The sequence below is a fragment of the Stenotrophomonas hibiscicola ATCC 19867 genome, from assembly GCF_000382065.1.
In the GTDB taxonomy this organism is placed as follows: domain Bacteria; phylum Pseudomonadota; class Gammaproteobacteria; order Xanthomonadales; family Xanthomonadaceae; genus Stenotrophomonas; species Stenotrophomonas hibiscicola.
The window spans coordinates 97649-123076 of record NZ_KB907504.1; the positions used below are offsets into that span (position 1 = coordinate 97649).

Here is a 25428-nt window from a genome sequence, read left to right on the forward strand (position 1 = left end):
CTCAGCGCGTCTTGAACACGCCACGCGCCTCGCGCGGCTCGCAGCGCAGGTACTGCGGCGCCGGCTCCACGCTGTCGCGCAATGCGGCAGCAGCGTGCCACGGCCAGCGCGGGTCGTAGAGGATGCCGCGTGCCAGCGCTACCGCATCGGCGTGGCGATGGCGCAGGATCGATTCGGCCTGCTCCGGTTCGGTGATCATGCCCACCGCGATCACCGGCATGCGCACCTTGGCCTTGATCGCTGCTGCGAACGGCACCTGGTAGCCCGGGCCGACGGTGATCTTCTGGCGCTCGTCCAGGCCACCGCTGGAAACGTGCAGGAAGTTGCAGCCGCGCGCGTCCAGCACCTGGGCCAGCGCTTCGCTCTGCACCAGATCCCAGCCGCCATCGACCCAGTCGCTGGCGGAGATGCGCACGCCCACGGCGACCTTGTCCGATACCGCCGCACGCACGGCGTCGAATACTTCCACGAGCAGGCGCAGGCGGTTCGGCAATGAGCCACCGTAGCCATCGGTGCGGCGGTTGCTCAGCGGCGACAGGAACTGGTGCAGCAGGTAGCCGTGCGCGGCATGCAGCTCGATCAGCTCGAAGCCCAGGCGCTCGGCGCGCACCGCACTGGCGGCGAAGGCAGCAACGAGCTCGGCGATGCCGGCCTCGTCCAGTTCCTGCGGCGCCGGATCGGCAGCATGGAACGGCAGCGGCGACGGCGCCACGGTGATCCAGCCACGCGTGTCGCCGGCTGGCAGTTGACCACCGCCGTCCCAAGGGCGGTTCACCGACGCCTTGCGACCGGCATGGCCGAGCTGGATGCCCAGCGGCATCGGCGACCAGCGGCGGACGCTGGCCAGCACCTGCGCCAGCGCTGCCTCGGTGCCGTCATCCCACAGGCCCAGGTCGGCCCAGCTGATGCGGCCACGCGGCTCGACCGCCGTGGCTTCCAGGATCAGCAGGCCGGCGCCGGACTGCGCCAGGTTGCCCAGGTGCATGGCGTGCCAGTCGCTGGCGCGGCCATCTTCGGCGGAGTACTGGCACATCGGCGCGATGACGATGCGGTTGGACAGGGTCAGGGGGCCGAACGAGATCGGCGAAAACAGCTGGCTCAAGACAGTGATGGGACGACGTAGGGGGGCATATTGCACCGCTGCGCGGCTCCCGGATCAACCATCTGGATGGATCGCTGTTTCGCGGCGGCGGGTGGCCTGTAGAGTCGACTGACAGTCGACTCTACCCAGCCGATGGTTCGATAACCGACGCCAGCGCCTCAGCACAATCGCGTTCATCCTTGAACTGCAGCAGGTCGTCGGCACGGGTGCGGCCACGGTTCAGTGCCGCCACCGGCAGTCCTGCTTTGGCCGCCGCCTGCACGAAGCGGAAGCCGGAATAGACCATCAGCGACGAGCCCACCACCAGCACGGCGTCGGCCTGCTGCAGGTGCTCGTGCACCGCCTCCACCCGCTCGCGCGGCACGTTCTCGCCGAAAAACACCACGTCCGGCTTCAACACCCCGCCGCAGTGCGGGCACCCGGGTACCACAAAGCTGGAGAAATCGGTCTCCAGGTCGGCGTCGCCGTCCGGGGCGATGCCGGCCTCCAGCGTGTCCCAGCCGGGGTTGGCGTCCAGCAGGCGCTGCTGGAACTCCCCGCGATCGCTGCGCCGCTCGCAGCACATGCAGCGCACCAGGTCCAGGCGGCCATGCAGGTCGATCACGTTACGGCTGCCGGCGCGCTGGTGCAGGCCGTCCACGTTCTGGGTCAGCAGCACCTGCAGCTTGCCACGGCTCTCCAGTGCGGCCAGGGCCTGGTGGGTACCGTTGGGCCGGGCCAGGCCGAAGCGCGGCCAGCCCAGCAGGCTGCGCGCCCAGTAGCGCTGGCGGGTAGCGGCCTCGCCCATGAAGGCCTGGTAGGTCACCGGCGGGGTGCGCTTCCACTGGCCGTCGGCATCCCGGTAATCGGGGATGCCCGATGCGGTGCTGCAACCGGCGCCGGTCAGCACGAACAGGCGCTGGGCGCGGTCGATGAAGTCGGTCAGCGGCGAGGTCATGGCTGCCAGATGGGGGCGCCGCAGCGCCCGTGCAAGCGCCGGCTCAGGCGGCCGGCAGCGGCGGCACCGCGATCGGGTGGCCTTCCTCGTCCAGCGCGATCATCACGAAGTGGCCGCGGGTACACAGCTTGCGCTCGCCGCTGTGCAGGTCCTCGGCGACCAGTTCCACCTCCACCTTCATCGAGCTGCGGCCGACTTCGACAATGCGGCCGATGGTTTCCACCATCTGGCCGATGCGGATCGGCAGTTTGAAGTCGACCTGGTCGCTGCGCGCGGTCACCACGGTGCGGCGCGAGTAGCGGGCAGCAGCCAGGAAGGCGGCCTTGTCCATCCACGCCAATGCCTGGCCGCCGAACAGGGTGCCCAGGTGGTTGGTGTGGTTGGGAAAGACGATTTCGGCCATGCGCACTTCGATGGGCGGCACGGTCTCGGGGATCGGGGTCATGGGGGTGCTTCGGTGTGGGGTGCTGCGGATTCTAAGCGACCGGCGTGATGGCCATCGGAATGCACGTGCAACGGTCACCCGGCAGCGGTGCCTGCGCAGGCCGCGCCTGCAGCAGGCGTTACACTGCGCCACGCCCGCTGCCAGGACTGCCCATGCCCGCCACTTCCGACCTGCTGGCCTTTGCGCTGGTTTCGCTGGCCATGGTGCTCACGCCCGGGCCGAACATGATCTACGTCATCTCGCGCTCGATCTGCCAAGGGCCGATGGCGGGCCTGATCTCGCTGGGCGGGGTGGCGCTGGGCTTCGTGTTCTACATGCTGTGCGCGGCATTGGGCATCACCGCCCTGCTGATGACCGTGCCGTTCGCCTATGACGCGCTGCGCATCGGCGGCGCGCTGTACCTGCTGTACCTGGCCTGGCAGGCGCTCAAGCCGGGTGGCCGTTCGCCGTTCGCGGTGCGCGACCTGCCGCAGGACAGCCCGCGCAAGCTGTTCACGATGGGCTTCCTGACCAACCTGCTGAACCCGAAAATCGCGGTGATGTACCTGTCGCTGCTGCCGCAGTTCCTGCATCCGGACAGCGAAGGCAGCGTGCTGATGCAGTCGATCGTGCTGGGCTCCACCCAGATCCTGGTCAGCGTCAGCGTGAACGGCCTGATCGCGCTGACCGCCGGCAGCATCGCCGGCTTTCTGGCCGTGCGCCCCACCTGGCAGAGGGTGCAGCGCTGGCTGATGGGCACGGTGCTGGCCGGGTTGGCGGTGCGCATGGCGATGGAAGGGCGGCGCTGATTGTAGAGTCGAGCCATGCTCGACTTTCTTGCGAACAGCAGTCGAGCATGGCTCGACTCTACAAAAGCAGGCGCGCAACAAAAAACCCCGGCATTGGCCGGGGTTTTTCGTTGCGACAGGCCGGGCCGGTTCGATCAGAAGTTCATGTCGAAGGCGACTTCGCCCTGCACGCCGACCTGGTAGGCCGAGACGCGGCGTTCGAAGAAGTTGGTCAGTTCCTGCACGTCCTGCAGTTCCATGAACGGCAGCGGGTTGCGCACGTTGTACTTCTTTTCCATGCCCAGTTTGGCGAAGTGCTGGTCGGCACAGTGCTGCAGGTACTGGCGCATGTCACGGGTGGAGATGCCGGCCACGCCGCCGGACAGCACGTCCTCGGCGAACTGCACTTCGCATTCAATGGCTTCGGCCAGCATGTCGTAGACCTGCTGCTTCATCTCTTCGTCGAACAGGTCCGGCTCTTCCTCGCGCACCACGCGCACCGACTCGAACGCGAACTCCATGTGCGCGCTTTCGTCGCGGAACACCCAGTTGGTGCCCGAGGCCAGACCCGGCAGTAGGCCGCGCGACCGGAAGTAGTACACGTAGGCGAACGCAGCGAAGAAGAACAGGCCTTCGATGCAGGCGGCAAAGCAGATCTGGTTGAGCAGGAACTGGCGGCGCTGCTCGCGGGTCTCGATGCGGGTCAGGTCCTGGATCGAGTCGATCCACTTGAAGCAGAAATCGGCTTTCTTCTTGATCGAGTCGATGTTCTCCACCGCCGAGAACGCCTTGGCGCGCTCTTCCGGGTCCGGCAGGTAGTTGTCCAGCAGGGTCAGGTAGAACTGCACGTGCAGCGCTTCTTCATACAACTGGCGCGACAGGTACATGCGCGCTTCCGGCGCATTGAGGTGCTGGTACAGGTTCAGCACCAGGTTGTTGGACACGATCGAGTCGCCGGTGGCGAAGAACGCGACCAGGCGGTGGATCAGGTGGCGCTCACCCGGCGACATCTTGCTGTGCAGGTCGGTGATGTCGATCTGGAAATTGATCTCTTCCACCGTCCAGGTGTTCTTGATCGCGTTCCGGTACATGTCATAGAACTGCGGGTAGCGCATCGGGCGCAGGGTCAGTTCAAAACCGGGATCGAGCAGCATCTGCTTGGGCTTGTCGGCCATGGGTGTTTCCTTGTCTTCTCGGGTCAAAACGCCGGGCGTGGCCCGGCGCTACCTGGGTGTTTCCGTGCTGCGGCCGAGCGTGGCTCGGCTCTACAGGTGCGAGGTGCTCGAGTGCCGACCAACGGTCGGCACCCACCGCGCGGTGTGTTACTGGCAGGCCTCGCAGGCTTCCGGGTTTTCCAGCGAGCAGGCGATGGCTTCGTCCGGGCTGAACACCTTGGCCGGGGCCGCGCTGCTCACCGTGGTCTTGGCGATCTTGGTGGCCGGGCGCGAACGCAGGTAGTAGGTGGTCTTGATGCCCTGCTTCCAGGCGTACATGTACATGGAGGACATCGCGCCGATGTTCGGGCTTTCCATGAACAGGTTGAGCGAGGCCGACTGGTCGATGAAGGCGCCACGTTCGGCGGCCATGTCGATCAGCGAACGCATCGGCAGTTCCCACGCGGTGCGATAGACCTCGCGCAGCGTTTCCGGGATCTGTGGCAGACCCGCGATGGAGCCTTCGGCCAGCTTGATGGCATCGCGCATTTCCGGCGTCCACAGGCCCAGCTTCTTCAGCTCGTTGACCAGGTAGCGGTTGACCTGCAGGAAGTCACCGGACAGGGTCTCGCGCTTGAACAGGTTGGACACCTGCGGCTCGACGCACTCGTAGCAGCCGGCGATCGAGGCGATGGTCGCGGTCGGCGCGATCGCGATCATCAGCGAATTGCGCAGGCCGTGTTCCTTGATGCGCTCACGCAGGGCATCCCAGCGCGCAGTGTCTTCCGGCACCACGTTCCAGGCATCGAACTGCAGTTCGCCACTGGCGGCACGGGTGTCGTTGAACGACGGGTGCTTGCCGCGTTCCTGGGCCAGCTCGCAGGAGGTTTCCAGCGCGTGGAAGTAGATCGCTTCGGCAATCTTCTTCGACAGGGCGCGGGCCTCGGCGCTGTCGAACGGCAGGCGCTTGCGGAAGAACACATCCTGCAGGCCCATGCAGCCCAGGCCGACCGGACGCCAGCGCAGGTTGGCGCGGCGGGCGGTTTCGATCGGGTAGAAGTTCAGGTCAATGACGCGGTCGAGCTGGCGCACGGCCAGGCGCACGGTCTCGGCCAGCTTCTCGAAGTCGAACTCGTTGTGCTCGTCGAAGTGGTTGCCCAGGTTGATCGAACCCAGGTTGCACACTGCGGTTTCATCGTTGGAGGTGACTTCCAGGATTTCCGTGCACAGGTTGGACAGGTGGATCACGTTGCCCGGACGCAGGGTCTGGTTGCTTGCGCGGTTGCACTTGTCCTTGAAGGTCATCCAGCCGTTGCCGGTCTCGGCCAGCGTACGCATCATGCGGGCGTACAGCTTGCGCGCCGGGATGGTGCGGTTGGCCTTGCCCTGGGCTTCGGCCTGCAGGTAGGCGGCCTCGAAGGCTTCGCCGAACAGGTCGGTGAACTCCGGCACCACGCGCGGATCGAACAGCGACCATTCCTGGTCGGCCTCGACGCGCTTCATGAACAGGTCCGGTACCCAGTTGGCCAGGTTCAGGTTGTGCGCACGGCGGGCTTCGTCACCGGTGTTGTCACGCAGTTCGAGGAAGTCCTCGATATCGGCGTGCCAGGTTTCCAGGTACACGCAGGCTGCGCCCTTGCGCTTGCCGCCCTGGTTCACCGCGGCCACGGACGAATCCATGGTCTTCAGCCACGGCACGATGCCGTTGGAGTGGCCGTTGGTCGACTTGATGAGCGAACCACGCGAACGCACGCGGGTGTAGCTGACGCCGATGCCGCCGGAGAACTTCGACAGCTGGGCGATGTCGCCGTACTTGGCGTAGATCGACTCCAGCGAGTCCTGCGGCGAATCCAGCAGGAAGCACGAGGACAGCTGTTCGTGGGTGGTGCCGGAATTGAACAGGGTCGGGCTGGACGGCAGGTAATCCAGGTTGCCCATGCGCTTGTACAGCGCCAGGGTCTCGGACACGTCCTCGCTCAGCGCACTGGCGATGCGCAGGAAGAACTGCTGCGGGGTCTCGATCACCTTGCGGGTGTGCGGGTGGCGCAGCAGGTAACGGTCATACAGGGTACGCAGGCCGAAGTAATCGAAGTTCAGGTCCAGCGAGATGTCGATGGCGTCGTTGAGCTTGCGTGCATTGGTCTGCACGAAGTTCAGCAGGCGGTCGTTGATCAGGCCGACTTCATGGCCACGGCTGACCGACTGCGAGAAGGCGTAGATTTCCTGGCCCGAGACTTCCTTGGCAATGTAGTTGGCCAGCAGGCGCGCAGCGAGGCGGCCGTACTCGGGCTCTTCACCGATCAGCAGGGCGGCGGTGCGGATGGACAGCTCGTCCAGCTCGCGGGTGGTGGCGCCGTTGTACAGGCCGGAAATGGTGCGGGTGGCCACGCGCATCGGATCGACGGCGTGCAGGCCTTCGGAGGAACGCTGCACCGCGCGCACGATCTTGTTCAGGTCCACCAGCTCGGTGGTCCCGTTGCGCTTGGTCACACTCATCGCGTTGGCCGTCGGCGGCGACGTCAACAGGAATTCGCTTTCCTTCTCGATGGTGGCGCTGGATTCGGTGCTCACGGCGTATGTCCTCTTGGCGTGATTTGGGGGTGCTCGATGCATCGGGGTGACGCAGCCCGGGACATGACGGCCCAGGATGGCAGGACGGCGTCGCAGAGGATGAGACCCTGCGCCTGCCACTGCCGTTGACGATCGCGGATGGGTGCTGCTGCCACCCCCAGACCTGGGGTTGCTGCGACCGACGGCCACAAGATAGTGGGGGTAATGGGGTCCGTCAACGCCAAATGTAGTGAAATTCGGCAATCCCTTGCGCCGCAAGGATCGTGCCATCGGCGCCCTGATCAGACGCTTCAGACCCGCCGGAACGGGCTGCGCAGTCAAGCCCGAAAGGCGTCACTGCGGTGGCACAACGCACCGCAGAAACGGAACAATGACAGCTTCACATGACAGTGATGAAGCTGGCTAGGGACAACCCTGTGGATAGGTGGTGGGCAGCCGGTGGGAATGCGGTGGACGTCGGGGATCACCCGCCGGGCAGCGACTCGAGGCCGCATGTGTCGGCCGGGCCGGAGGAGCGGCCGCAGGTAACGCCGTTTCGCCCTCCCCCCGAATCATTGCCGGCCAGCGGCCGGCAATGCACGCCCGCAGCGTCGCTCACGCCCGGTGCGGGGTACCCAGGTACTCGGCGCTCTGCATTTCGATCAGGCGCGAGGCGGTACGCTCGAAGGCGCCCTGCAGGCGCTGGCCGGTGTACAGCTCGATCGGCGAGGTGCTGGCGGTGCAGACCAGGTTGACGTGGCGGTCGTACAGCTCGTCGATCAGGTTGACGAAGCGGCGCGCGGCATCTTCGTTCAGGCGGTCGAAGGCGGGAATACCGCCCAGCAGCACCGTGTTGAACTCGTGCGCGATCTCGATGTAGTCCGAGGGCCCGCGCGGGCCTTCGCACAGCGCGGCGAAATCGAACCAGGCGATGCTCTTGCCACGGCCGCGCACCGGAATCTTGCGGCCCTCGATCTCGATGTTGCCGGGCTTGGCCGGCTGGCCGCCGCTCAGCTCGTTCCAGCGCGTGGCCAACCATTGATCGCTGTCGGCCGCCAGCGGTGCGCGGTATACCGGCGAGCGGGTCAGCGCGCGCATGCGGTAATCCTCGGTTCCTTCGGCGTACAGCTCGACGCAGAAGCGCTGCAGCAGGGCAATGGCCGGCAGGAAGCTCTCGCGCTGCAGGCCGTTGAGGTACAGGTTCTCCACTGCGGTGTTGGAGGTGGTGACCAGGGTCACGCCCTCGGCGAACAGGCGCTCCAGCAGCCGCGCCAGCAGCATCGCATCGCCGATGTCGGTGACGAAGAACTCGTCCAGCACCAGCACGCGCAGGTTGCTGCGCCATTCCTGGGCGATCTTCGCCAGCGGGTCGCTCTGGCCCTGGTGCTCGCGCAGGCGCTCGTGGACGCTGCGCATGAAGCGGTGGAAGTGGGTGCGGTACTTCTGCTTGATCGGCAGCCCGTCGTAGAACAGGTCGACCAGGAAGGTCTTGCCGCGGCCGACACCGCCCCAGAAGTACAGGCCCTTGACCGGCTCGGGCTTCTTCCAGAACGAGGACAGGCGGTCCAGCCAGCCATCCTCGGCACTATCCAGCAGGCCCAGGTGGATGCGGTCCAGCTCGGCCAGCGCCGCATGCTGGGCCGGGTCGTTCTGCCAGTCGCCACGGGCAACCCCTTCCGCATACCGCTGCGACGGGGTCAGCTCGGTTGCACTCATGCCGCCGCGCCCAACCAATGCTTCACGCCGTGGGTCAGCGCGCCACGCAGGTCGATCAGCTTGCGGTGGAAGAAGTGGCTGGTCTCGGGCATGCGCACCAGCTCATGCGGGAAGTCCAGCGTGTCCAGCCACTGGTAGACGGCCTGCGGGTCGACGATCTCGTCCTGCTCGCCCTGGATCACCAGCCAGCGGGCCGGCGGTGCGATACCGTCGAAATCCCAGCGACCGGCCGGTGGCGCGATCGAGATCAGCGCCTCCGGCTGCAGCGCGGCAGCCGCCTTCAGCGACACGAACGAACCGAAGCTGAAACCGGCCAGCCACAGCCGGTCGTGCGGGCGCTGGCTGCGCACCCAGGCGGCGACCGCCTTCAGGTCATCCTGCTCGCCCACGCCGCCGTCGAAGGTACCAGCCGAAGCGCCGACGCTGCGGAAGTTGAAGCGCACCGTGGCGATGCCCAGCTCGCGCAGGGTGGTGGCGGTCATGGTGACCACCTTGTTGTGCAGGGTGCCACCCTCGGTGGACAGCGGATGGCAGACGATGGCCACGATCGGCTGCACCGGTACATCGGCCTTGGGCAGGTCGACGACCACTTCCAGCGGGCCGGCCGGGCCGTCCAGTTCGAGGCAGGCGGTTTCGCCGGGGGCGACGGGGAACGAAGGCTTGTGCATGGCACCATGATACCGTCCCCCGCCCCTGCCCTGTGCCCGCCCCATGCTCTACCTGTCTTTGGCCGTGATCTGCAGCGTGCTGGTTTCGGTGCTGTTGAAGGTGGCCGGACGCCGCCAACTGGATGTTGCGCAGATGGTCACCTGGAACTATCTGGTGGCTGCGACCCTGACGGCCGTGGTGCTGCAGCCGCCGCTGGATGCGCTGCGCGCGCCGCATGCGCCGTGGCTGTCGCTGCTGGCGCTGGCGGTGGTGCTGCCGTCGATCTTCCTGGTGCTGGGCCGCGCGGTGGCGGTGGCCGGCATCGTCCGCAGCGATGTCGCGCAGCGGCTGTCACTGCTGCTGTCGCTGGCCGCCGCCTTCCTGTTCTTCGGTCAGACCGCGACGCCGTGGAAGCTGGCCGGGCTCGGCCTGGGCCTGCTGGCGATGGTGGCCATCAGCCTGCGCCCGCGCGGCCCGACCGTAGCGTCCTCGCCCGGTGGCTGGGGCTGGCTGCTGGGCGTATGGGGCGGCTTCGCGGTGGTGGACGTGCTGCTCAAGCAGGTGGCGCTGTCCGGCACGCCGTCGATGGCGGCGGTGCTGGCCAGCATCAGCGTGGCCTTCGTGCTGATGCTGGCCCTGCAGCTGTGGCGGCATGCGCGTGGCCGCAGCCGGCTGGCCTGGCGGAACCTGGGCGCAGGCGCGCTGCTGGGCCTGCTCAATGGCGGCAACATCCTTTTCTATGTGCAGGCGCACCAGGCGATGCCAGAGAGTCCGGCCACCGTGTTCGCCGGCATGAACATCGGCGTGGTGGTGCTGGGCGCGCTGGTAGGCATGTTCGTCTTCGGCGAGGCCACCACGAAGTGGAACCGCGCCGGCCTGGCGCTGGCGGTGCTGGCGATCGGGTTCATCGCCTGGGGGTGAGCGTTGGTTGCGGCGGGCCATTTCCGCGCCCGCGGTGGGATGTCACTTTTCTTTTCGCGCGAAAAGAAAAGTAACCAAAAGAAACGCGCCGCCAGCCGCGAGCCGGTGCTGTGCACCGGTACCCTGCGCTTCTCGGTGAACCAGGGGACGGCGCCGAACTCGCTGCGCTCAGACATCGGCGCCTCTTCGCCCCTGATTCACCTGCGAAGCGCGGCTCGCTTGAAGGCGGACAGGTAGATCAAAAAGCAACGGCGGCATCCGTGCCGATCAAGGTCCCTCCCAGAGCAGATCCCCGGCGAACCCTATCTGTCGAAGCCCAGCAGCAGCGGGTCGTGGTCGGAGCTGCGCCACGGGCCCTGCACGTTGCGGCCCTGGTAGCCGCTGGCGTCCTGCTCGTCGGCGTTGCTGTGCCATTCGGCGGCACCGCGCAGGCGCTTGGCCATGCCCGGGTTCAGCAGCGCGTGGTCAAGGCGGCCGGTATAGCCGTTGTAGACGTAGCTGTAGGGATGCTCGACCTTGGCGACCTTGAACGCGTCCTGCCAGCCCAGGTCATGCAGGGTGCGGATCGGGTCTTCCATCGCGTAGGCATTGAAATCGCCGAGCAGCACCGCGTCCTTGACACCGGTACCGGTCGGGTCGGTCTGCAGCCAAGCATGCAGCTGCTGCGCGGAGGTCACGCGGGTGGCGTTCCAGCAGCCCTGGTTGTCGTTGCGGTCGGCGTCGGCACCGGCCGCGTCACGGCAACCCTTCGATTTGAAATGGTTGGCAACCACCACGAACGGCGCCCCCTGATTGCCCTGGAAGGCCTGCGCCAACGGTACGCGGCTGTGCTCGACGAACGGGCCGCCGGTCAGCGTGGCCGGCTTGCCGACCGGCTGCAGGCGCGTGCTTCGGTAGATGATCCCGACCCGGATCGGGTTGTCGCCGGGGCCGGTGCCGGCGTCGACGAAGCGCCAGTCGCCCTGCGCGCCGCGGTCGCGGTTGAGCGCATCGACCAGTTCGGCAATGGCCGAGTGCGGACCGTAGCCGTCGTTCTCCAGTTCCATCAGCGCAGCGACATCGGCGCCCAAGGCGTTGACCGTGGTGACCAGCTTGGCGAGCTGCGCCTTGTGCTCGTCCAGCGTGCGCGCGCCGCGCAGGGTCGGGAAGCCACCGCCCTGGCCGTCACCATTGAAGAAGTTCTCCAGGTTGAAGGCGGCCACGTGCAGGCTGCCCGGCACCGTGGGCACTTCCGGGCGCTTCAGTTCCGGCAGCTTCAGCGCGCCTTCGACCTGCAGGCGCGGATGGCCCTGCGCATCCACGCGCACGATGCCCTCCACGTTGCGCAGCTGCATGCCGGTGCGCAGCACCAGGTTGCCCGGCAGGTAGGGCACGCTGGCGGGGTCGCGGGCGTCACTGCCATCTTCCAGTACCAGCCGGCGACGCTGGTTGTCGGCCATCACCTGCTCGTAGCCGGCGGTGCCCGGCGCAGCCACTTCGGTCGCCTGCCAGAGGCGGCCGTCGAAGGCCACGGTGAGCTGGCCGAAGCGCTCCAGGCCATCGGTACCGGCCAGGGTCAGCGGTGCGGCGATGCGCACGCGCTGGCCATCCAGCGCGCGCCAGTCGGCCGGTGCGGCGGTCAGCACCACGGTGGCGCTGCTGCGCGCGACAGCGGGCGTCGTAGCTGGTGCGGCCTGCGGCTGGGCCTGGGCAAAGGCGCTGGCCGGCAGCAGCAGGGACAGGGCAAGAGCAAGGGAACGGCGGCGCATCGACGGGCGATTCCAGGGAAGAGGGCGCACAGACTAACCCTGAAATGCGGAGATCCGCCTGCGCGGCGGGGGCACAGGGGCAATCAGGCCTCGGTGGGCAAAGCTTAGTAGGTGGTAGAGCCGAGCCCACGCTCGGCTGCGCCTGGCCACACCGTGCGCAGAGCAGCCGAGCGTGGGCTCGGCTCTACAGGAAGCGGCGCGTTGCGGCGGCTATTTCAGGTTGCCCAGCATCCAGTCCACGGTGGCATGGATCTGTTCTTCGGTCAGTGCCGGGTTGCCGCCCTTGGGCGGCATGATGCCGCCATCCGGGCCGGTATAGCCCTCGATGGCGTGCTTGTAGAGGGTGTCCTTGCCCTGCGCGATGCGCTTGTCCCAATGCGAGTGGTCCAGCGTCGGTGCCATGCCCACGCCGGTGGTATGGCAGGCGGTGCACAGGTTGTCGAAGATCACCTTGCCATCCTTGGTGCCGCCGTAAGCCACCTGCGAAGCAGCCTTGGCCAGCGCGGCGGCCTTGGCCGCAGCCTGCGCGGCGGCGCCGGTGCTGCCGGCATAGACCGCGCCGGTGGGCGAAATGCGCTGTTCGGTGCGCTTGGCCGCGGTCGGCGATACTTCGGGTGGAATCCGGGTGTGGATGTAGGCGGCAAGGAGGATGAGGCCGAGGGTGATGGTCGCCAGCAGCGCGATCACCATGGAGAAGCGTTTCAGGAACTCCAGATCGTAATTCCGCACTCTTCGTTACCCCTGGCTGATAGTCGTTGGACCACGGCTGAGCGACTGCGTGATGGACCGAGTATAGAACGCGCTTTGCGTGCGACAACAGGCGTCACTGCTGGTGCGGCGCAACATGCGGCCGTGGCCGCATGCGGGTAGCGCCGGGCCGTGCCCGGCGAGCGCGAAGCGCGGCAACAACGGTCGAGGATGGCAACAGCCGCCGGGCATGGCCCGGCGCTACCGTTTTGCGGGGGCGCCGATCGCGCGCAGGCAGAAGCTGCAGATTGCGTCCACCAGCGCGTCCTCGTCGCGGTGTGCTTCGCGGCTGGGCGCGGTGGGACCGACCATCGCCTCGGTGAAGGCACCGACCAGGCAGGCGGCGGCCACATGCGCGTCCTGCGCCGGCAGCTCACCGGCCGCCACGCCCTCCTCCACCAGCCGCAGGAACACGTCGCCGAAGGCGCGACGACCGCGCATGCGCTCGGCTTCCACATCCGGGTCGACCGGTTCGACGATGAAGGCATGCGCCAGCCCCGGCCCGGCCAGGGCGCGGCGGACGAAGGCGGCGATCGCCAGCCGCAGGCGCTCACTGGCCACCTCCGGGCCACTGGCGATGCGCTCCATGATCGCGACCTCGTGGGCCACCGCAGCGTTGAGCACCTCCACGAACAGCTCGGCCTTGGACGGGAAGTGCCGGTAGATCAGGCCGGTAGACACCCCCGCCTGGGTCGCCACGGCGGTCACCGGTGCATTGCGCCAGCCGCCGGTGGCGACCAGCTCGCGAGTGGCCAGCAGGATCCGTTCACGGGCGCCCGCCAGGCGTTCTTCCATCAGTGCAGAGCGTTTATAGGCCATGTTTTGATTCTATTTTCAATTTTTGAATTTGTATTCACTTCTTGCCCGAACCCCGCTACGCTGGGGTCCAATCGCCCGTGCGGGCAGCGGTCCTGCAGACCGCCGCCCGCTCCCCCGCCGGGTGCGTCCATTTCCTGCCATCCCGCCGTGGAGCCACCACAATGCACGTGCCATCCCTGAACTTCGACCTTGGCGAAGACATCGACCTGCTGCGCCAGAGCGTGGCCCATTTTGCCGCCGCCGAGGTCGCACCGCTGGCCGCCGAGGCCGATGCCACCAATCAGTTCCCGCTGGCCCTGTGGCCGAAGCTGGGCGAACAGGGCCTGCTCGGCCTCACCGTGGAAGAAGAATACGGCGGCACCGGCATGGGCTACCTGGCCCACGTGGTGGCGATGGAAGAAATCTCGCGCGCTTCCGGTGGCATCGGCCTGTCCTATGGCGCGCACTCCAACCTGTGCGTGAACCAGCTGCGCAAGAACGGCAACGAAGAACAGAAGCAGCGCTTCCTGCCCGGCCTCTGCAATGGCAGCCTGGTCGGTGCGCTGGCGATGAGCGAGCCGGGGGCCGGTTCGGACGTGGTGTCGATGAAGCTGCGCGCCGACAAGCGCGGCGACCGCTACGTGCTCAACGGCAACAAGATGTGGATCACCAACGGCCCGGATGCTGACGTGCTGGTGGTCTATGCCAAGACCGACATGGAGGCCGGCGCCAAGGGCATCACCGCGTTCCTGGTCGAGAAGGGCATGAAGGGCTTTTCCACCGCGCAGAAGCTGGACAAGCTGGGCATGCGTTCTTCGCCCACCTGCGAGCTGGTGTTCCAGGACTGCGAGATTCCCGAAGAGAACGTGCTGGGCCAGGTTGGCGGTGGCGTGCGCGTGCTGATGTCCGGCCTGGACTACGAGCGCGTGGTGCTGTCCGGTGGCCCGCTGGGCCTGATGGCCGCGGCCATGGACGTGGTGATGCCGTACGTGCACGAGCGCCACCAGTTCGGCGAGCCGATCGGCAGCTTCCAGCTGATCCAGGCCAAGATCGCCGACATGTACGTGGGCCTGGGTGCCTGCCGTGCGTATGTCTATGCCGTGGCGCGCGCCTGCGACCAGGGCCGCACCACCCGCCAGGACGCCGCCGGTGCCATCCTGTACGCCGCCGAGAAGGCCACCTGGCTGACCGGCCAGGCGATCCAGATCCTCGGCGGCAACGGCTACATCAACGAATACCCGACCGGCCGCTTGTGGCGCGACGCCAAGCTGTATGAAATCGGCGCCGGCACTTCGGAGATCCGCCGCATGCTGATCGGCCGCGAACTGTTCCAGCGCACCCTGTAAGGCCAACGCGATGACCGTCCTGAACAGCCAGCTGCAACCGGGCAGCGAAACGTTTGAAAGCAACCGCGCGGCGATGCAGGCCGTGGTCGACGACCTGCATGCCACCCTCGCGCGCACCGCGCTGGGTGGCAGCGAAGGCGCACGCGCCAAGCACACCGCGCGCGGCAAGCTGCTGGTGCGTGACCGCATCGACGCCCTGCTCGACCCCGGCAGCGCCTTCCTGGAAATCGCGCCGCTGGCCGCGCACGGCATGTACGAAGACGCCGTGCCGGCCGCTGGCGTAGTGGCCGGCATCGGCCGCGTGAGCGGCGTGGAATGCGTGATCGTGGCCAACGATGCCACGGTCAAGGGCGGCACCTACTACCCGATGACGGTGAAGAAGCACCTGCGCGCGCAGGAGATCGCCGAACAGAACCACCTGCCGTGCATCTACCTGGTCGATTCCGGTGGCGCGTTCCTGCCACTGCAGGACGAAGTCTTCCCCGACCGCGATCATTTCGGCCGGATCTTCTACAACCAGGCCAACCTGTCGGCGCAGGGCATTCCGCAGATCGCCTGCGTGATGGGCAGCTGCACCGCCGGTGGTGCGTATGTGCCGGCGATGAGCGACGAGACGGTGATCGTGCGCGAGCAGGGCACGATCTTCCTCGGCGGCCCGCCTCTGGTGAAGGCGGCCACCGGTGAAGTGGTGACGGCCGAGGAACTGGGCGGTGCCGATGTGCACACGCGCATCTCCGGCGTGGCCGACCACATGGCCGACAACGACCTGCAGGCGCTGGCACGGGTGCGCGCGATCATCGCCCAGCTGAACTGGCGCAAGCCGGAACCGGCGATGGCGGTGCAGGCGCCCGAGGAACCGCTGCTGCCGGCACACGAACTGTACGGGGTGATCCCGGCCGATACGCGCAAGCCCTACGACGTGCGCGAAGTGATCGCGCGGCTGGTCGATGGCTCACGCTTCGACGAATTCAAGCCGCGCTACGGCGCAACGCTGGTCACCGGCTTCGCCCATCTGAACGGCTACCCGATCGGCATCATCGCCAACAACGGCATCCTGTTCTCCGAGTCGGCACTGAAGGGTGCGCACTTCATCGAGCTGTGCACCCAGCGCAACATCCCGCTGGTGTTCCTGCAGAACATCACCGGCTTCATGGTCGGCCGCAAGTACGAACAGGGCGGCATCGCCAAGGACGGCGCCAAGCTGGTGATGGCGGTGGCTTGCGCCAGGGTGCCCAAGTTCACCGTGGTCATCGGCGGTTCGTTCGGTGCCGGCAACTACGGCATGTGCGGCCGTGCGTACTCGCCCAACTTCCTGTGGATGTGGCCGAACGCGCGCATCGGCGTGATGGGCGGCGAGCAGGCCGCCAGCGTGCTGGCCACGGTCAAGCGCGATGGCATCGAAGCCAAGGGCGGCCAGTGGCCGGCGGCGGAGGAAGACGCGTTCAAGGCACCGATCCGCGAGCAGTTCGAGCAGCAGGGCCACCCGTACTACGCCAGCGCGCGCCTGTGGGACGACGGCGTGATCGATCCGGCCGACACCCGCCGGGTACTGGCCCTGGCGCTGTCGGCCAGCCTCAACGCCGCCCCGCAGCAGACGCGCTTCGGCGTGTTCCGCATGTAACCCGTGCCATGACCGAGCACGCTCCCATGAAGCCCGTTGCCATGTTCACCAAAGTCCTGATCGCCAATCGCGGCGAAATCGCCTGCCGCGTCATCGCCACCTGCCGCCGCCTCGGCATCGCCACCGTGGCGGTATATTCCGATGCCGACCGCAACGCGCGCCACGTGCGCCTGGCCGACGAAGCCATCCACATCGGTCCGGCCGCTGCACGTGAAAGTTACCTGCGCGGCGATGCCCTGCTCGACGCCGCACGCCTGACCGGCGCGCAGGCGATCCACCCCGGTTACGGCTTCCTGTCAGAGAATGCCGACTTCGCCGATGCCTGCGCCGCCGCCGGCATCACCTTCATCGGGCCGCCGGCCAGCGCCATCCGCGCGATGGGCGACAAGAGCGCGGCCAAGGCATTGATGGCGAAAGCCGGCGTGCCGCTGACTCCGGGCTACCACGGCGACCAGCAGGAACCGTCCTTCCTGCGCGAACAGGCCGACGCCATCGGTTACCCGGTGCTGATCAAGGCCAGCGCCGGTGGCGGTGGCAAGGGCATGCGCAAGGTCGAGCGCAGCGAGGACTTCGTCGATGCGCTGGCCAGCTGCCAGCGCGAGGCGGCCTCGGCGTTCGGCAATGACCACGTGCTGGTCGAGAAGTACGTCGAGCGCCCGCGCCATATCGAGATCCAGGTGTTCGGCGACAGCCACGGTGACGCGGTGTACCTGTTCGAGCGCGACTGCTCGGTGCAGCGCCGCCACCAGAAGGTGCTGGAAGAAGCGCCGGCCCCGGGCATGTGCGCGGAACGTCGTGCTGCGATGGGCAAGGCGGCGGTCGATGCCGCGCGCGCGGTGGGCTATGAAGGTGCGGGCACGGTGGAGTTCATCGCCGGCCCGGACGGCGATTTCTACTTCATGGAAATGAACACCCGCCTGCAGGTCGAGCACCCGGTCACCGAGTACATCACCGGCACCGACCTGGTGGAGTGGCAGCTGCGCGTGGCCTCGGGCCAGCCGCTGCCGTTGCGCCAGGACCAGCTGGCCATCCATGGCCATGCGATCGAGGCGCGCCTGTACGCCGAGGATGCCGACCGTGGCTTCCTGCCGTCCACCGGCATCCTGCGCCGCCTGCGCCTGCCGGCACCGTCGACTCATGTGCGCGTGGATACCGGTGTCGAGGAAGGCGACAGCATCACGCCGTACTACGATCCCATGATTGCCAAGCTGATCGTCTGGGACGTGGACCGCGACGCCGCGCTGCGCCGCATGAGCCAGGCCCTGGCCGACTGCCAGGTGGTGGGCGTGACCACCAATGCCGGTTTCCTGCGCCGCCTGGTGAACACCGATTCGTTTACCCACGCCAAGCTGGATACCGCGCTGATCGAGCGCGAGCAGGCGGCATTGAGCCGGGTGGGTGACAGCGATGATGCGCTGTGGCTGCTGGCGGCGGTGGCCGCCGTGGCCACTACTGCAGGTGCAGCCAGCGATGCGCGCGATCCGCATTCGCCGTGGCAGTCACAGGACGGCTGGCGCCTTGGCGCGCCCGCGCCGCGCGTGCTGCCGCTGCAGCAGGGCGAACGCCGGCACACGCTGAAGGTGTGGGCGCAGGCCGATGGCTGGCGTGTGCAGTGCGATGACGCGGCACCCGTGCAGGTGGTCGGCACAGCCGATATGCGCGGGCTGGTGGTGCAGCTGGGCGGGCGCCGCTGGGCACTGCAGCTGCTGCGTGACGGAGACCAGCTGTACCTGTTCGGTGCTGACGGCCAGCACCGTTTCACCCTGCATGATCCGGTGGGCGAATCGGACCACGCCGTGGCCGATGCCGGCAGCCTGCTGGCACCGATGCCGGGCAGGATCGTCGCCACGCTGGTCGCCGCCGGTACCGAGGTCAAGCGCGGCACGCCGCTGGTGGTGCTGGAAGCGATGAAGATGGAGCACACCCTGCAGGCGCCGGCCGACGGGACGGTGAAGGGCTACCGCGCCAAGGCCGGCGACCAGGTCGGCGACGGCGCGGTACTGGTGGACTTCGAGGCGGCGTGAACGCTGGGGTGGCGACCGCTCAGCGGTCGTCGCCCGCTACCACCCGCCCGGCGGGATCGAATTCGGCCGTGTCCAGCGTGGCACTGCGCCAGCCCAGGCCGCAGATGGCCATCGCGCTCTGCCCGATGCCGTCGAAACCGAAGGCACGATCGACATCGGCATCGTTGATGGCCGCCGTCACGAACGCCGCCAGCCCGCGCTCGGTCGCACACAGGTACAGCAGCTGCGAGATGTGACCGACATCCAGCGTCACCGCACGATGCGCCTTGGCGTGGTTGCGGTACTTCCAGAAGCAGCGGTCATAGCGCGGCGCCAGCACCAGCAGCGCCGGCGCATCGGCGAACCACGCCTGCCCGGACAGCATCCGCCGCGCCAGCGCCGGCAGTGCCTGCGGCGGTGGCGAGGGCAGCGGCAGCACGGCGTGCTGCACCGGGTGGTAGTGGTACAGGCCCGGTGCCAGTCCTTCCACGTTCTGCACCAGCAGGAAGCCTTCGGTGGGATGCAGGCCGCCACCGGAAGGCACGTTCTTCTTCAGGAACTCGGTATCGCGCTCGACCTTCTGCACCGCGTGGGCCATCAGCGTGCGCTGCAGCACCTGGGCCAGCAACGGCAGCGGCAGCGCGCGCTGGGTATCGAAATTGCGGCAGGTGCTGCGGCGCGCCAGCAGTGTGTCGAACGGCGCCTCTTCGCTGCGCGGCAGCGGATGGTAATCGCCCTGCATCGGCTGCACCACCGGCGGTGGCGGCCCGAGGCGCTGGCGCAGGCCGGCAGCGGTGTCCAACCCTTGCCGACGCATGTCCTCCACGCTGTCCACGGCCTGCCAGCGCGCATGACGATGGGCCAGCGCCGCCAGCGGCCACCACTGGCTGCGCCGCAAAGCCTCGTCGCGCAGCTGGTGCCCCACCTCGCTCGGTGGGTCGGTCAACAGCAGGCCCTGCTCGACCAGGCGGGCCAGCATGGCCGGGCAGGCATCGGCGGGCGGTTCGCACCAGCGGTGCGCACTGAGCTCGCCGAGCAGCTGGCGCTCCTCGGCGTCCACCGGCAGTGGCTGGTCCAGATGCGCGGCCAGGGCCACCCAGCTGATCTGGCTGTCCATCTCGGCGTGGCCGGCCAGCATCGCGCGCAGGTCGAGGGTGATCGCCTCGCGGGGCTCGAACATCAGGCTGGCGCAGCGGCGCAGGCGCATGGGATTCCTTCCTTCTGCCGCACAACCGGCATAGCAGCAACGACCGCAGCGCGGCCAACTTTAGCGACGTACGCAGCGCGGCCCTCAATGGCAGGCTGTCGCGGCCGATACGAGAACTTCAGCCTACGGACGATCCCCATGAGCACCCATCCCCGCCTTTCCGCCGCAGACGCCAGCACCCTGCTGGACCACCTGATCGGCAACGACGACTTCCGCAGCCACTTCACCGCTTCGCCGGCCAAGGCCCTGGCCTCGATCGGGCTGGACGGTGCGGTCGGCGAGAACGACTGCATGAAGATCGGCACCCTGGCCTCGGTCGAGGAGCTGAGCCAGGTGCGTGACGGGCTGCAGGCCCACCTGTCCGGGTCGGTGGCGGCCATGACCGTGGTGTTCTGCTTCGAAGCGGGCAAGGTCGGCGAGCGCATCGACGGCTGACCCGTCATCAGGGCGCGCCGGCCGCGGCCGGCGATGCCCACGTGGACACATCGTGCACATTCAGTGGTTGCCAGACCTGCATGGCGGTGACCTCGGCAATGGCCTGGCCGCGATGCTGGGACAGCCAGGCCTGCTGGCGGCGTACGGCAGCTTCATTGCCCTGTGCGCGCAGCGCGAGCAGCAGCACGACGTGTGCCTGCACCGGCTCGCTGCCATCGAGCATTGGCTCGATCAGGGCGCGGGCAGCTTCGGGCCGCTGCATCTGCAGTTCATCCACGGCGCTGACAATGCGCAGCCAGCGATCAGCGACCGGACTGCGCAGGCTGCGCAGCAGCGGCCGCTGCTCGTCCAGCCAGCGTTTGGCCAGCTCGAACTGGCCCTGTCGCTGGGCCAGATGGACCAGAGCCAGCCATTGCAGGCCGCGGGCATGCAGCATGGGATCATCGCGCTGCTCCAGCAACGGATGCAGCAACGCAGCGATGGCCTGCAACTCGGCGCGGTCCGCGCTCGGGCACAGAGCTGCCACGCTGGCGTGCTGCAGCCGCTGCTGCACCTGGAAGTCGACCAGCGCCGGCGCCGACGCGTCGTCGCGTACCGCCTGCTGCATGGCCGCGCAATCGCGCTGCGTGGCCGCCAGCAGCAGCTGCGCACGCAGCTTCATGCGCTGCTGCAGGGCATCGTTGGCACGGATCTGCGGCAGCAGTTGGGCGGCCTTGGCGTACTTGCCCTGCGCGACCAGCACGTCCACGCCGGTCTCATCGGCATCATCACGACCGCGCAGGACCTGTGCCTGGGCCAGTGTCTCGGCCGCAAGCTGCGGTTGGTTGGCGGCGATCTGTATCCGCACCAGGTGGATCAGCGGATACAGGCGCAGCGGATCCTGCGGCACCGCAGCCGCACGCGCGTAGGGTTCGGCCTCGCTGAACTGGTTGGCCTGCAGCAGGTACCAGGACGTGTTGGACAGCCCGGCGAACGAATCCGGGTAGACCTTGGCCAGCGTGCGCCAGTGCTCCAGCGCCCAGCCACCAGGCTCCAGTTCGGCCATCCAGGCCTTCAGGTACAGGCGCTCGCGTGGCGGCAACCGATCCTGCAGGTCCAGCGCGTGCTGCATGGCTTCGCGTGCGCGCCGCCCTTCATCGACGCGCGCATGCAGTTTGGCCACGCCCATGTAGGCCAGGGCGAAACCGGGATCAATATCGATTGCAGCCTGATAGAGGTTGCGCGCCTCCTCGAAGCGACGCTGGCCCAGTGCATTCTCGGCCAGCGCGAACGCTCGCAGTGCGCGAAGGTCCTGGGTCGATGCCCGCGGCAGCGGCAACGACTGTTCCAGGCTCGCCACCGATTCGCCCAGTCCGCGACGCAGGCGCCCGACCACGTCGTCCACCGCGAATACCATCTGGTCGGATCGATCCGTGGTGGCGGTGAACGTCTGGATCACCTGGCCGGTGCCGGGTGCGGCGACATCAATGGCCAGCTCGTAGCCACCGATCTTCTGCCGCACCGTCGGCAGCAGCACGGCGCGCGCGCCCTCCCGCACCGCCACGTTGGCCGCGGTATCGCGGCTGAGCCGGGTATCGCCCGAGAGCCGCGCCATTTCCAGGCTTTCGCGGATCTTGCCCTCCGACAGCACGTTCACGTAGCGCGACTGCTCCAGCGCGATCCGGATCGCGTGCCGCATCGAGTCGTCGAAAATCGGGTCGCCGGTGAGGTTGTCGACATCGCCAAGCACCACCCAGTCCCGCTCGGCGAACGCGATCGCCGGTTCCGACCGCAGCAGCAACCAGCCGCCCAGCACGGCCACCGTCAGCACCAGGCCCTCGGCGGCCAGCACCAGCGGCTGCCGCCACAGCGGCAGGTCACGGCGTGCCTTGGCAGTGGCGCGTGGCATGCGCAACGGCGCTGAACCGATCTCACCCACTTCGATCACTTCCTGCTCCACCGGCATTCCCTTGAAGCGCCAACGGCCGTGCGACTTCCACAGCAGGCGCGCACCCCGTTCCCCCAGCGCGCCGGTGGCGCGACGGGTCAGCGATTCGGCCACCGCCGACAACAGGATCTGGCCAGGGCGGGCCAGCGTCATCAGGCGCGCTGCCATCGGCTTGGCCAGGCCTTCCACTTCCATCGACTTGGCGCCGGCACGGACCGCCTCGGCACTGTTCTCCCAGGTCAGCACGTCACCCACATGCAGGCCTGCACGCGCGCGCAGTTCGATCGCCCGCTGCTGGCCCAGCGCGTGCAGTTCGCGCTGGTAGTCCAGGGCGAAGCCCAAAGCATCGATGGCCCGCTCGAACAGCATGAACAGGCCGTCGGAGCGATCGATCAGCTGGCCGTTCCAGCGCTGCTGCAGGACCAGCACCAGGCGGTCGTGTTCCTGGAACAGGCTGGCGGCCGCCACATCGCCGATCCGCTCGACCAGTTGCAGCGAATCACACAGATCGGTGAACAGCAGGGCGCGTAGCTGTGGGCTATGCGGGGCTGACGTTCCGTTGTCGCCGTCCATCGCCTGCCTCTCCCTATTGGCCGTCCGGATCATTCGCCCAGCGCAGGCAGTTGCCGCCATCGCGCTTGGCCTGGTACAGCGCGCGATCCGCGCGCGCGTACCACTCGCTCCAGCCTGCCTCCGGCGCCAGCAGGCACGCACCGATGCTGACCAGGCTGACATGCGGCGTACCGGGGCTGCGTTCGAGCAGGCCATGCACCGCGCTGAGGATGAACTCGGCCGCGTGCTGCACGATCTCGTGGTTGCCGCGGCGCAGGATGAGGCAGAACTCATCACCGCCAAGGCGGCAGGCCAGGTCATGCTCGCCGGCCATCGAGCGCAGGATGTTGCCCATGCTCTGCAGCACGCGGTCGCCGGCCTGGTGGCCGTGGCGGTCGTTGATCTGCTTGAAGCGGTCACAATCGATCAGCAGCAACGCCTGCGGCAGCCCCTCGGCACGCTCGCGGCACTCCTGCAGGTACAACGTGAGGCCACGGCGGTTGTGCAGCCCGGTCAGTTCATCGGTGCGCACCAGCTCGCGGGTATGGGTCAGCTGATGAGTGGTGATGTACAGGTTGTCCAGCGCGGTTTCCAGATCGTGGTTGCGGCGCCGCAGCTGGCTGATCAGGGCCTGTTCGTTGGTCAGCACGCGCATGATCGTGCGACGCAGGAAGTACGCCACCAGCCCGGGATCGGATTCGACCAAGCGGTGGAAATCGGCCGGCCCCAGCTCCAGTACATCGCAATCGACCAGCGCGCGGGCGCTGGCGCTGCGCAGGTGGTCGCCGACCAGCAGGCCCAGTTCGCCGAAGAACTCATACTGCCCGAGTGTCTTGATCACCAGGTCCTCGCCGAAGTCCAGTTCGATCTGGCCGTCGAGGATCACATACATGCGCTCGCCGCGGTGGCCCCGCTGGAACAGCCACTGTCCGGCATGAAGCTTGCATGGGCGGGCGAATCTGGCAAACAATGCCACCTCGGCATCCGACAACAGCGCATGCACGATCTCGGCCATCGCCACCCGGGCGATACCTGTCGTCATATCACTGTTCTCGGCCGCACCCCTGCCGGTCATTCCCTGCACCCGCCGCCAGCGTCCCCTGGTGAGCCGCGGAGCATAGCACCGCTTTAAAGTGTGCGCCCTATCTCATTTTGAGCCTCAGGGCGCTCTTGTGTGATGTGAAGATCGGTGGTGGCCCGTTCTGGTCACCCATGTCCGGGCAAAACCCCTGCTGGATCAATCCGATGCCGGGTTTCACAGGATTTCGGCCAAGTTGCGGCCAAGGGGGTGCGCCTGATTGACGCTGCCTGCCGGCCGCCGCGCCTTTGCACCGATACAACAACGCCGGCAGGTCCCCCGACCGGCCGGCGTTGTCTGGCCCTTCCCTGGCCACCCTGATCAGATTTCGAGGCTTCGGTAGAGCCGGCCGCTGGCCGACTTCCCTGTGGTGCCCGAAGGATCACGTGGTTGCCGGCCAGCGGCCGGCACTACCGCGTCACGCCGCGCGTTCGCTGCGCCCGCCATGGAACTGCTCTTCCTCGGTGGAGCCGGTCAGCGCGGTGGTCGACGACTGCCCCTGCTGGATCGCCTGGGTCACCGCATCGAAGTAGCCGGTACCGACTTCACGCTGGTGCTTGACCGCCGTGAAACCGCGCTCGGCCGCTTCGAACTCGGCTTCCTGCAGCTCCACGAAGGCGCTCATCTGGCGGCGTGCATAGCCGTGGGCCAGGTTGAACATGCCGTAGTTCAGCGCGTGGAAACCGGCCAGGGTGATGAACTGGAACTTGTAGCCGTAGCTACCCAGTTCGCGCTGGAACTTGGCAATGGTGGCGTCGTCCAGGTTCTTCTTCCAGTTGAAGCTGGGCGAGCAGTTGTAGGCCAGCAGCTTGCCCGGGAACTTCGCGTGGATCGCCTCGGCGAACTTGCGGGCGAACTCCAGGTCCGGCTTGCCGGTCTCGCACCACACCAGATCGGCATAGGGCGCGTAGGCCAGGCCGCGGCTGATCGCCTGGTCCAGGCCATTGCGGGTCTTGTAGAAGCCTTCCACGGTGCGCTCGCCGGTGGTGAACGGCTTGTCGTTGCCGTCGATGTCGCTGGTCAACAGATCAGCCGCTTCGGCATCGGTGCGCGCCACCAGCAGGGTCGGCACGCCCAGCACGTCGGCAGCAAGGCGCGCGGCGTTGAGCTTCTCGATGGCCTCGCGGGTCGGCACCAGCACCTTGCCGCCCATGTGCCCGCACTTCTTCACCGAGGCCAGCTGGTCTTCGAAGTGCACGCCGGCCGCACCGGCCTCGATCATCGCCTTCATCAGTTCGAAGGCGTTGAGCACGCCGCCAAAACCGGCCTCGGCATCGGCCACGATCGGCTGCAGGAAGTCGATGTCGTCCTTGCCTTCGGCATGATGCAGCTGATCGGCACGCAGCAGGGTGTTGTTGATGCGCTTGACCACCGCCGGCACCGAATCGGCCGGGTACAGCGACTGGTCCGGATACATCTGCCCAGCCAGGTTGGCGTCGGCCGCCACCTGCCAACCGGACAGGTAGATCGCCTTCAGGCCCGCCTTGACCTGCTGCATGGCCTGGTTGCCGGTCAATGCACCCAGCGCGTTGACGAACTCGCGCTCATGCAGCGACGCCCACAGCTTCTCCGCACCCAGGCGGGCCAGCGAGTGCTCGATGTGGACGGTGCCGCGCAGGCGCACCACGTCGGCGGCGCTGTAGTTGCGCTGGATGCCTTCCCAGCGCGGGTTGGTGTCCCAGTCGTGCTGGATCTGTTCGGCAGTGGGCAGCTTGCTCATGTCTTT

At 67.5% G+C, this 25428-nt stretch carries 20 protein-coding genes; 6 read left to right on the forward strand and 14 right to left on the reverse strand.

Going from position 1 to position 25428, the window contains the following annotated elements; genetic code table 11:
• Position 1 precedes the first annotated feature (1 nt).
• The 3 genes from G370_RS0118150 to G370_RS0118160 all read right to left on the reverse strand — a co-directional run bounded on the left by G370_RS0118150 (position 2) and on the right by G370_RS0118160 (position 2484).
• Complete coding sequence (locus G370_RS0118150; protein ID WP_026347243.1) at positions 2–1102, reverse strand: NADH:flavin oxidoreductase/NADH oxidase; 1101 nt, start codon at positions 1100–1102, stop codon at positions 2–4.
• A 121-nt stretch (positions 1103–1223) separates the two neighbouring features.
• Complete coding sequence (locus tag G370_RS0118155; protein ID WP_019661863.1) at positions 1224–2039, reverse strand: NAD-dependent protein deacetylase; 816 nt, start codon at positions 2037–2039, stop codon at positions 1224–1226.
• 43 nt (positions 2040–2082) lie between these two features.
• Positions 2083–2484 (reverse strand): acyl-CoA thioesterase, encoded by a 402-nt coding sequence (locus G370_RS0118160; protein WP_005407672.1) that lies wholly within the window; start codon positions 2482–2484, stop codon positions 2083–2085.
• 152 nt (positions 2485–2636) lie between these two features.
• On the opposite strand from G370_RS0118160, the gene G370_RS0118165 reads away from it, so the two are divergent.
• A complete protein-coding gene (locus G370_RS0118165; protein ID WP_019661864.1) occupies positions 2637–3272 on the forward strand; it encodes a LysE family translocator in 636 nt (211 codons plus the stop codon).
• Positions 3273–3406: 134 nt separating this feature from the next.
• Here G370_RS0118165 and G370_RS0118170 read toward each other — a convergent pair whose 3' ends face one another.
• The 4 genes from G370_RS0118170 to G370_RS0118185 all read right to left on the reverse strand — a co-directional run bounded on the left by G370_RS0118170 (position 3407) and on the right by G370_RS0118185 (position 9339).
• A complete protein-coding gene (locus tag G370_RS0118170; RefSeq protein ID WP_019661865.1) occupies positions 3407–4426 on the reverse strand; it encodes a ribonucleotide-diphosphate reductase subunit beta in 1020 nt (339 codons plus the stop codon).
• 147 nt (positions 4427–4573) lie between these two features.
• The gene (locus tag G370_RS0118175) at positions 4574–6976 is read right to left on the reverse strand and encodes a ribonucleoside-diphosphate reductase subunit alpha (RefSeq protein ID WP_019661866.1); all 2403 of its coding nucleotides are present in this window, start codon (positions 6974–6976) and stop codon (positions 4574–4576) included.
• Between the two features lie 594 nt (positions 6977–7570).
• On the reverse strand, positions 7571–8671 hold the full coding sequence (gene zapE / locus G370_RS0118180) for a cell division protein ZapE (protein ID WP_019661867.1): 1101 nt from the start codon (positions 8669–8671) through the stop codon (positions 7571–7573).
• Positions 8668–9339: an alpha/beta hydrolase gene (locus G370_RS0118185; protein ID WP_019661868.1), complete on the reverse strand. Its 672-nt coding sequence runs from the start codon at positions 9337–9339 to the stop codon at positions 8668–8670. The genes zapE and G370_RS0118185 overlap by 4 nt, the downstream gene beginning before the upstream one ends.
• A gap of 43 nt (positions 9340–9382) precedes the next feature.
• On the opposite strand from G370_RS0118185, the gene G370_RS0118190 reads away from it, so the two are divergent.
• On the forward strand, positions 9383–10240 hold the full coding sequence (locus G370_RS0118190; protein WP_019661869.1) for an EamA family transporter: 858 nt from the start codon (positions 9383–9385) through the stop codon (positions 10238–10240).
• A 302-nt stretch (positions 10241–10542) separates the two neighbouring features.
• On the opposite strand, the gene G370_RS0118195 is transcribed toward G370_RS0118190, so the two are convergent.
• The 3 genes from G370_RS0118195 to G370_RS0118205 all read right to left on the reverse strand — a co-directional run bounded on the left by G370_RS0118195 (position 10543) and on the right by G370_RS0118205 (position 13554).
• Positions 10543–11988, reverse strand: a complete 1446-nt coding sequence (locus G370_RS0118195; protein ID WP_019661870.1) for an ExeM/NucH family extracellular endonuclease — start codon at positions 11986–11988, stop codon at positions 10543–10545.
• 210 nt (positions 11989–12198) lie between these two features.
• Positions 12199–12717, reverse strand: a complete 519-nt coding sequence (locus tag G370_RS0118200; protein ID WP_005407662.1) for a c-type cytochrome — start codon at positions 12715–12717, stop codon at positions 12199–12201.
• A 219-nt stretch (positions 12718–12936) separates the two neighbouring features.
• Positions 12937–13554: a TetR/AcrR family transcriptional regulator gene (locus tag G370_RS0118205; protein ID WP_019661871.1), complete on the reverse strand. Its 618-nt coding sequence runs from the start codon at positions 13552–13554 to the stop codon at positions 12937–12939.
• Between the two features lie 161 nt (positions 13555–13715).
• On the opposite strand from G370_RS0118205, the gene G370_RS0118210 reads away from it, so the two are divergent.
• The 3 genes from G370_RS0118210 to G370_RS0118220 are packed head-to-tail and all read left to right on the forward strand — an operon-like array spanning position 13716 to position 18524.
• Positions 13716–14879, forward strand: coding sequence for an isovaleryl-CoA dehydrogenase (locus G370_RS0118210; protein ID WP_019661872.1), 1164 nt, complete (start codon positions 13716–13718; stop codon positions 14877–14879).
• 10 nt (positions 14880–14889) lie between these two features.
• Positions 14890–16500, forward strand: coding sequence for a carboxyl transferase domain-containing protein (locus tag G370_RS0118215; protein WP_019661873.1), 1611 nt, complete (start codon positions 14890–14892; stop codon positions 16498–16500).
• 8 nt (positions 16501–16508) lie between these two features.
• A complete protein-coding gene (locus tag G370_RS0118220; RefSeq protein ID WP_425423346.1) occupies positions 16509–18524 on the forward strand; it encodes an acetyl/propionyl/methylcrotonyl-CoA carboxylase subunit alpha in 2016 nt (671 codons plus the stop codon).
• A 19-nt stretch (positions 18525–18543) separates the two neighbouring features.
• Here the strand turns inward: G370_RS0118220 and G370_RS0118225 are convergent, their stop codons facing one another.
• The gene (locus tag G370_RS0118225; RefSeq protein WP_019661875.1) at positions 18544–19710 is read right to left on the reverse strand and encodes a putative peptide maturation dehydrogenase; all 1167 of its coding nucleotides are present in this window, start codon (positions 19708–19710) and stop codon (positions 18544–18546) included.
• Between the two features lie 138 nt (positions 19711–19848).
• On the opposite strand from G370_RS0118225, the gene G370_RS0118230 reads away from it, so the two are divergent.
• The gene (locus G370_RS0118230) at positions 19849–20145 is read left to right on the forward strand and encodes an NHLP-related RiPP peptide (RefSeq protein WP_019661876.1); all 297 of its coding nucleotides are present in this window, start codon (positions 19849–19851) and stop codon (positions 20143–20145) included.
• Positions 20146–20152: 7 nt separating this feature from the next.
• Here G370_RS0118230 and G370_RS0118235 read toward each other — a convergent pair whose 3' ends face one another.
• The 3 genes from G370_RS0118235 to aceA all read right to left on the reverse strand — a co-directional run bounded on the left by G370_RS0118235 (position 20153) and on the right by aceA (position 25422).
• A complete protein-coding gene (locus tag G370_RS0118235) occupies positions 20153–22645 on the reverse strand; it encodes a putative peptide modification system cyclase (RefSeq protein ID WP_019661877.1) in 2493 nt (830 codons plus the stop codon).
• A gap of 13 nt (positions 22646–22658) precedes the next feature.
• Positions 22659–23699, reverse strand: coding sequence for a GGDEF domain-containing protein (locus tag G370_RS0118240; protein ID WP_019661878.1), 1041 nt, complete (start codon positions 23697–23699; stop codon positions 22659–22661).
• A gap of 421 nt (positions 23700–24120) precedes the next feature.
• Positions 24121–25422 carry an isocitrate lyase gene (aceA, locus tag G370_RS0118245; protein ID WP_019661879.1) on the reverse strand — a complete coding sequence of 434 codons (1302 nt, stop codon included), beginning with the start codon at positions 25420–25422 and terminating at the stop codon, positions 24121–24123.
• Positions 25423–25428 lie beyond the last annotated feature (6 nt).

What these genes read in the sequence shown, in the direction of transcription:
- G370_RS0118155 (WP_019661863.1), bottom strand. Translation starts at nt 2,039, where the DNA reads ATGACCTCGCCGCTGACCGACTTCATCGACCGCGCCCAGCGCCTGTTC.
- G370_RS0118160 (WP_005407672.1), bottom strand. Translation starts at nt 2,484, where the DNA reads ATGACCCCGATCCCCGAGACCGTGCCGCCCATCGAAGTGCGCATGGCC.
- G370_RS0118165 (WP_019661864.1), top strand. Translation starts at nt 2,637, where the DNA reads ATGCCCGCCACTTCCGACCTGCTGGCCTTTGCGCTGGTTTCGCTGGCC.
- G370_RS0118170 (WP_019661865.1), bottom strand. Translation starts at nt 4,426, where the DNA reads ATGGCCGACAAGCCCAAGCAGATGCTGCTCGATCCCGGTTTTGAACTG.
- zapE (WP_019661867.1), bottom strand. Translation starts at nt 8,671, where the DNA reads ATGAGTGCAACCGAGCTGACCCCGTCGCAGCGGTATGCGGAAGGGGTT.
- G370_RS0118185 (WP_019661868.1), bottom strand. Translation starts at nt 9,339, where the DNA reads ATGCACAAGCCTTCGTTCCCCGTCGCCCCCGGCGAAACCGCCTGCCTC.
- G370_RS0118190 (WP_019661869.1), top strand. Translation starts at nt 9,383, where the DNA reads ATGCTCTACCTGTCTTTGGCCGTGATCTGCAGCGTGCTGGTTTCGGTG.
- G370_RS0118195 (WP_019661870.1), bottom strand. Translation starts at nt 11,988, where the DNA reads ATGCGCCGCCGTTCCCTTGCTCTTGCCCTGTCCCTGCTGCTGCCGGCC.
- G370_RS0118205 (WP_019661871.1), bottom strand. Translation starts at nt 13,554, where the DNA reads ATGGCCTATAAACGCTCTGCACTGATGGAAGAACGCCTGGCGGGCGCC.
- G370_RS0118210 (WP_019661872.1), top strand. Translation starts at nt 13,716, where the DNA reads ATGCACGTGCCATCCCTGAACTTCGACCTTGGCGAAGACATCGACCTG.
- G370_RS0118215 (WP_019661873.1), top strand. Translation starts at nt 14,890, where the DNA reads ATGACCGTCCTGAACAGCCAGCTGCAACCGGGCAGCGAAACGTTTGAA.
- G370_RS0118220 (WP_425423346.1), top strand. Translation starts at nt 16,509, where the DNA reads ATGACCGAGCACGCTCCCATGAAGCCCGTTGCCATGTTCACCAAAGTC.
- G370_RS0118225 (WP_019661875.1), bottom strand. Translation starts at nt 19,710, where the DNA reads ATGCGCCTGCGCCGCTGCGCCAGCCTGATGTTCGAGCCCCGCGAGGCG.
- G370_RS0118230 (WP_019661876.1), top strand. Translation starts at nt 19,849, where the DNA reads ATGAGCACCCATCCCCGCCTTTCCGCCGCAGACGCCAGCACCCTGCTG.
- G370_RS0118235 (WP_019661877.1), bottom strand. Translation starts at nt 22,645, where the DNA reads ATGGACGGCGACAACGGAACGTCAGCCCCGCATAGCCCACAGCTACGC.
- G370_RS0118240 (WP_019661878.1), bottom strand. Translation starts at nt 23,699, where the DNA reads ATGACCGGCAGGGGTGCGGCCGAGAACAGTGATATGACGACAGGTATC.
- aceA (WP_019661879.1), bottom strand. Translation starts at nt 25,422, where the DNA reads ATGAGCAAGCTGCCCACTGCCGAACAGATCCAGCACGACTGGGACACC.